7 protein-coding genes are annotated in these 6,085 nt (G+C 37.7%); all 7 read right to left on the bottom strand.

All coding sequences use genetic code 11. The features are described 5' to 3' along the window. The coding region (locus tag PF272_RS12800; RefSeq protein ID WP_271143053.1) for a phage tail protein at window positions 1–193 on the bottom strand (193 nt) is incomplete at its 3' end. 20 nt (window positions 194–213) lie between these two features. After that, the gene (locus PF272_RS12795) at window positions 214–3,561 is read right to left on the bottom strand and encodes a phage tail tape measure protein (RefSeq protein WP_271143052.1); all 3,348 of its coding nucleotides are present in this window, start codon (window positions 3,559–3,561) and stop codon (window positions 214–216) included. A 57-nt stretch (window positions 3,562–3,618) separates the two neighbouring features. Then, window positions 3,619–3,903: a hypothetical protein gene (locus PF272_RS12790; protein ID WP_039145893.1), complete on the bottom strand. Its 285-nt coding sequence runs from the start codon at window positions 3,901–3,903 to the stop codon at window positions 3,619–3,621. A 53-nt stretch (window positions 3,904–3,956) separates the two neighbouring features. After that, window positions 3,957–4,310: a DUF2513 domain-containing protein gene (locus PF272_RS12785; RefSeq protein WP_271143051.1), complete on the bottom strand. Its 354-nt coding sequence runs from the start codon at window positions 4,308–4,310 to the stop codon at window positions 3,957–3,959. Window positions 4,311–4,364: 54 nt separating this feature from the next. Next, window positions 4,365–5,198: a phage antirepressor N-terminal domain-containing protein gene (locus PF272_RS12780; RefSeq protein WP_271143050.1), complete on the bottom strand. Its 834-nt coding sequence runs from the start codon at window positions 5,196–5,198 to the stop codon at window positions 4,365–4,367. Window positions 5,199–5,462: 264 nt separating this feature from the next. Beyond that, window positions 5,463–5,840, bottom strand: a complete 378-nt coding sequence (locus PF272_RS12775; RefSeq protein WP_271143049.1) for a hypothetical protein — start codon at window positions 5,838–5,840, stop codon at window positions 5,463–5,465. Next, complete coding sequence (locus PF272_RS12770; protein ID WP_271143048.1) at window positions 5,815–6,006, bottom strand: hypothetical protein; 192 nt, start codon at window positions 6,004–6,006, stop codon at window positions 5,815–5,817. The genes PF272_RS12775 and PF272_RS12770 overlap by 26 nt, the downstream gene beginning before the upstream one ends. Window positions 6,007–6,085 lie beyond the last annotated feature (79 nt).

Genomic DNA, 6,085 nt, shown 5'->3' with positions numbered 1-6,085 from the left:
AAAAAGGCTCAACGCCACCGTGTTGAGCCAAGAACGCATCCACTGCCAAACGTTCCTTGTTTTTCACTTTTACCGTAACCGGATAACGCCGCAGCAAGCTATTTATGCCAACTTTGGCGCGCTGTGCATAACCATCGCCAAACTGCACCACATTACGGCGTGGTTCATTTTCAATTGTGAGCTTTGGCCGCACACACCATTTAAACGTTTCCATTAGGCAAAGGCTCCTCCGGCTCTAAAATTGGTTTGTAACATACTGCTTGCCTCCTGTTTAGCAATTTTTCGCATTAACTCCACCGTCACTTGCAACTGTTCGCCTTGCTGTTTTTGCGTCACTTTGGCATCCACCGGCTCCCCGTTGTTGATCACTTTGATGCTAACATTGGCATTTTGTGTTTTGGCTTTCACCATTGGCACTTTCGGTACGGCAACACCGCCACCGTTGGCAAATCCTCGTCGAGTACCGTAGTTTAAGAAATCAAGATAATCTACACCGAGCCTTGATGTAGCTTCTTTAGTAATAACATATTCGCCTTTGTGGACAATCCCCGCAGGAGTATATTTGCCCCCTAAACCAGTAAAGCCTCCTACATCAAAACCAGCCAAACCGCCTTTATACAATAGCTGACCAAACGCATCATATCCGCCAGCCGCACCAACTTTACCACCACCCGAAAATAAACCAAACGCTGAAGATACTGCTTTAAAAATCAACATCCGCATTGTCATTTGCGCAATATCTTTGATAATAGATTGAGCTAAATCTCTAAAATTAGCTTTTCCCGTCAACACAAAATTTGTTAGCGCATCAGACATTCCACCAAGGGCATTTTGTGTAATTTGAGAGACATTTCCCATGACATTGTTAGCCGCATCACCAAATTGATTTAAACCATCTTGCAAACCTAGTAATGGATTAGACTGTGCTAACTCTTTTTGTCTTTCAATTTCAGCTCTACGCGCTTTTAGCTTGATAATTTCCGCATCTAATTGTGCAGCATTCTCTTTTGACATACCGATTTTAAGGCGAGCAGCTTCAAGATCTAATTGATGGTTGTATTGGATTAACTCTTGCTCTTTACGAGTTTTCCCTAACAACCTCAATTCAAATTCCATTGCATTAAGCTGTTGATTATTATTGATACCGAACTGAGCAATCGCTTTTTTCTGCGTTTCGCTATCAATTTGACGCGCCATTTCTTTCAGTTTCGCTACACCTTCTACACCATAGGCTACATATTTTTCTGCATTGGCGGTGATGTCTTGTTGTAGTTTATTAAACTCTTGATATTGGCTAGGTTCACCGAACAGCTTAATATCCTCAGTATCAGCTCTTAGCTGTGCAATGCGGTTTTGCATTTCGGTCAGCTGATCGGTGTATTGTTTGGTATAGTCTGTTTTCGTACCTTTTGCTTTTACTTTCAGCTCTTTTTCAAGTGTTTGCGTTTCTTGATCGCTACTGAATAATTGACCAATTTCCTTGCCCATAGCCTGCATTGTTTTAAGCTGCTCTGCGGAAAGGTTTATCGCTTTCGCTGCACTTTCAGCCGCTGCTACATCCCCTCTTGCAATTGCATTTAAGACTTCTGAGTATTTAGCCCCTTTTTCACCAAGCACATCATAAAGCCCTGCCAAAACAAATGAGGCTTTGGCGTGCCCTTGATTTTTGAGCCTTAATACCTCTAATTTTGTTCTTAGATCATCTGATTTTTTAGTCAGTGCTTCTTGTGCTTTTTTTAAGTCTAACACAGCTTGTTCCGCTGTTTTTGTTTCCTTGGTCGTGTTTTTGAGTTTGTTCGGCAACTCCGCAAGAGCCTCGTTAATGAGCTTGCTATCTACTCCCATCAATTTCAGTTTGCGTGCAAAATCTTCCGTACTTTTCCCGCTTTGTAGAAATAACACACCTAATTGAATAACTTGATTTTTTAACACGGAAAAATCAATATCCTGATTTTCTTTGATCTGTTGTAGCTTGTCCCTAAGCAAGTCCAAATCTTTCTTGCTTTTCTCTGATAATTCCAAACCAAACTGCCAATGCGTTGTCTGAATTTCTGAAATTTCAGCCTCTACACTCGTAATCTGTTTTTCATAATTCTCAAGATCTTTTAGCTGATCTGCAATTTTTAGCGATAAGGCACTGGCACTTAAGCCATCATAGCTTTCTCTTAATCTTTCATTCGCGCTTGCAGTATCCAATGCTTTTTGCTGTGCTTCTTTTGCCTGCATTGAGCAATAAAACAAGGCACTTCCTGCCAACATTGCGGCACCGGTTGGTCCGCCCAGTAAACCCAATGCGCCTTTTAATACACCACTCGCTTTAGAAGCTAAACTGTTTGCTACTGATAGCTCACGTTTTGCTTGAGCTTCTTGTTTTGCCAATGCAATAATTTTCTGCGTTTGAACTTTCATTTGTTCACGTAATGCAAATTGTGTGCGTTCACTTTGTGCCTGCTTTATCTGTTCTACTAGAGATGCTTGAATAGTCTGCATTTCCAAGCGTTTCGCTCTAATACTGTCATAAGTTGCTTTTACTGAGTTATAATGTTCTTTCGTATTTTTAGCCGTATTATAGGCACTTAATAACATTCCGTTGGCATATCGTCCAATAAAAGCTATTCCACCTGCTGCCACTAAAACACCTGTTAGCTTTATCAACATCTCAAGGTTATTTGCGGCAAAATTGATACTGTCAGCAAAAATACGTGTAATACCCTTCGCTTTGTCTAACTCACCAATGGTTTTTACCATATTAGTTTCTAAATTAGTAAAGGCTTGAGATACCGTAATAACCCGTTTTTCAAAGTCACTATTAACTGCCTCTTCTGCTTTTTTTAACGCATTAATTACTTTAGGAATAGTCAACTCACCGGATTTCCCCATCGCTTTTAATTCTGCTGTCGTAACGCCTAACCCTTTCGCAATGGCGTCCGCAAGTCCGGGCGTTTGTTCCATAACAGAATTAAGTTCTTCACCTCGCAGCTCTCCACTAGCCATTGCTTGCCCAAACTGCATTAATGCGGCTTCAGCAGATGCTGCACTCGCACCCGACATTGCTACAGCTTTAGAAACCGTTTCTGTGAGAGAGGCAACCTCTGTTTGGGTTAATCCAAGTTGTTTCGCATTTTTCGCAAAACGTTGATACACTTCAGAAGTAGAGTTAAGGCTTTGATTAGTTTGTATAGCTATATCAAAAACAGATTCGGTCGCGGCTACCATTTGAGCGGTACTTTCAGTTACCAAACGCATACGGTTTTGTAATTCAGTATAACTATCTGCTGCTTTTACAAACTGATTCGCAAACCCAGCAATCCTTGAAAAATTATCAAAACGAAAACTCCATTTTGTTGTGCTATTAATATTTTTAGCGGCTTGTTCAATGTTATTAAGATAATTTGTCGTTCTTTCAGAAAATTGCTTTGCTTTTTGCTGAGCATTTGCAAAATTTACCTGAAACTGTTTAACAAAACGCTGTGTATCCCGACTAGAACGTTCTAGCGCTTGCTGAAACTTAACTGTTTCAAGACTAAGTTGAATATTTAGATTACCTAATGAGCCTGTCATAATTTTCACCTATAAAAAAAGCCACGCTATTTTGCGTGGCTTTATTCGTTGTAGTAATTACTTAATAATAATGTATTTAACTTTATTGCGTTCTGCTTGTTCTATTCTTTGTTTTTCTTGCTCTTTTTCCCATTTTTTGTTTAAGAAAAATAATGCTATACGTGCAATTATTGCTAATAGCACTAAAACAATAAACAAAACAGCTAAATATTTCCAAATTACTCCTGTAGAAAATCCTAGTGCAACAGTAATAAAAATAAGAGGAAAGATAAAAAAGATTACCACTACACTTTTTATCTCACCAACTAAAAAGCTAAGCATCTCAATTTCTTTTTTGAACATATGTCCCCCTTATTCTTACCTTCAAATCTACCACATCCCTACGGGCAGTCAAGCTATTTCAGCAAAGAAATCAATAAACTTTTCCCTGCTAACTTGATCGCATCAAACGATAAATCAATCCCTTTGGTTTTAATGATTTGTTTAATTTTATTCCACGCTGTGTCGCTACGGATTTTGTCAAGAAATTCGTGTCCTTGCCATGTCAAATTAATAGCAACAAAATCCGCATCGCCCATTGTGGAATTATCTTCTATACAAATCAATTCGGCTTGAGATAATAGCTGATAATGATACCCCACCACATCAACTGAAAAGCCTTTAATACTTTCACTGTCTAATGGTGTATCATCAACCTTTTGTTCGAGTTTTAACAAAATTTTACGGATAAGCTCCCAATCTCTTTTCATTTTTTATTCTCCTGCAACCGTACTAAAAATAAAGTACGGTTGCTTTTTGTCGAATTAATTCAACAAATGATCTACCGCTTTAATAATCGTCAGCTTTTCACTGTTATTTCTGATAAAGCGTTTAGCTTTTGTCATTGCGTTTTCTAGTGGGTGTCTAAGATTATGGAGGTATTGCCCACCAATTTTGCTATCTATTCTATCTGCTAAATCAGGATGTTGAGATAGCTTTTCTTGCATCTCATAAGCGTGTAAACAATAGCCGTATAGCTCGACCATTACCGATAGCGTTTCTTCTAGATTTCGTCCATTTATTAATAGTGGCTGGTTTACTATTGGCATACTTGCAATATAAATCATTGCACTATGATGATCTGATCGTTTTATTTGTTCATACTTAGCAACACCAAATTTATTTTTTACTCTAGACCAAATTTCCCCATAACTCATTCCTGTTCGTTGGTGTGTAGCTGTAACAGCGTTTTGGATCATACGTTGTTCTTCTGGAGTAATAGTATCAATTTCTCGTTCTGCTTTACCTTTAAACCAATAATTATATAGAGCTTCAAAGCATTCTTCTTGATACTTAATAACACGATCTTTTAAATCTGGTCTAACTTTTTCAGGATTAATACTAAATAACCAACCATTTAATTTACGAATTGGCATACAAAGCATTTCATACGTTTTGCCATCAGATCCAGTTGAGTTCATATGAACCCAACTGAATTTTTCTTTTTGTTCAATGAGCTTTCTCTTTTGAGTACCCCAAGACAGACCCAATGCTTCAACAATAGGTTTGACGGCTGTGTAAATAACATCTCCAACTTTTAAAGTAATTAGTTCTGAGCCATAGAAAGAGATTGTTTTGGTAGAAATTTGAGTGTTCATTGTTATATTCCTTTTGAATAGGTTGGGTGGATAGGGTGTTCAAAACCGATATAACGACGGCGTGGGTATTGGTTATTTCCTCACCACCCTATCCATAGATTGAGTTTTATTTTTGTATTGAAATTAGCTAGAAAAGAAAAGGAAAACACAAATTTCAGATACAAAAAAATCACATTAACGTAGTGAATAACGGTTATATATATTTTACAAGGCGTTTTGAAGCGCCTTGATTCAAATATTAAATAAGAATATGGAGATTGTCAATTATCTATTTCGTTTCAGGAAAGCAATAGCGAGAGAACCTATACAAGTGCTAGCAATAATCCAAGATAATTTTTCATATCCATTCATTGCAGCATATATAGAACCAACAATACCACCCACAGCCATTCCAGCAGCGAGTAATAACGCCCCAATTCTTTCAATAAAAGTAAAGCAATCGATTTTAGTTTCACGCTTTCTGCGGTTATTAGCTTCTGCTTCAGTTTGAGCAATAATAAAATCAACAAGATCTGGTCTAAAGCTATTTAATCTCTCAAGAGAATTTATATCAAGAATGGGGCTATCTGTTTGGCTATGAGAAAGATGTATTTCATTGCCAGATGAATTTTTAGCCTTAACCTGAGTATTTTTGGTTGCCATATTTGTGAATATTTCTATTAAAGGTAGAAGTAACTTTATTCACATCGCCTTTCAGTTTTTGGCGATCTGTTGCGAATCCATTTTTTGTTGGACGGTATTGTGTAGGGCTTTGCAATACGTTAGGCACTACACTTAAATTTGTCAAACGTTTAAGTAATGCTACCATATTGTTATTTCCTTAGTTGATAATAAAAAAACCGCATCGGATTTCAGTTGCGGATTACCGCTTAACGTAGGTTTCGACA

Source organism: Gallibacterium faecale (genome assembly GCF_027920745.1).
Taxonomy (GTDB): Bacteria; Pseudomonadota; Gammaproteobacteria; order Enterobacterales; family Pasteurellaceae; genus Gallibacterium; species Gallibacterium faecale.
The sequence above is the reverse complement of the archived record's forward strand: the minus strand, read 5'-3'. Positions and strand labels throughout refer to the sequence as shown.

Coding starts and splice junctions, on each gene's coding strand:
- PF272_RS12795 (WP_271143052.1), bottom strand. CDS start 3,561: ATGACAGGCTCATTAGGTAATCTAAATATTCAACTTAGTCTTGAAACA.
- PF272_RS12775 (WP_271143049.1), bottom strand. CDS start 5,840: ATGGCAACCAAAAATACTCAGGTTAAGGCTAAAAATTCATCTGGCAAT.
- PF272_RS12790 (WP_039145893.1), bottom strand. CDS start 3,903: ATGTTCAAAAAAGAAATTGAGATGCTTAGCTTTTTAGTTGGTGAGATA.
- PF272_RS12770 (WP_271143048.1), bottom strand. CDS start 6,006: ATGGTAGCATTACTTAAACGTTTGACAAATTTAAGTGTAGTGCCTAAC.
- PF272_RS12785 (WP_271143051.1), bottom strand. CDS start 4,310: ATGAAAAGAGATTGGGAGCTTATCCGTAAAATTTTGTTAAAACTCGAA.
- PF272_RS12780 (WP_271143050.1), bottom strand. CDS start 5,198: ATGAACACTCAAATTTCTACCAAAACAATCTCTTTCTATGGCTCAGAA.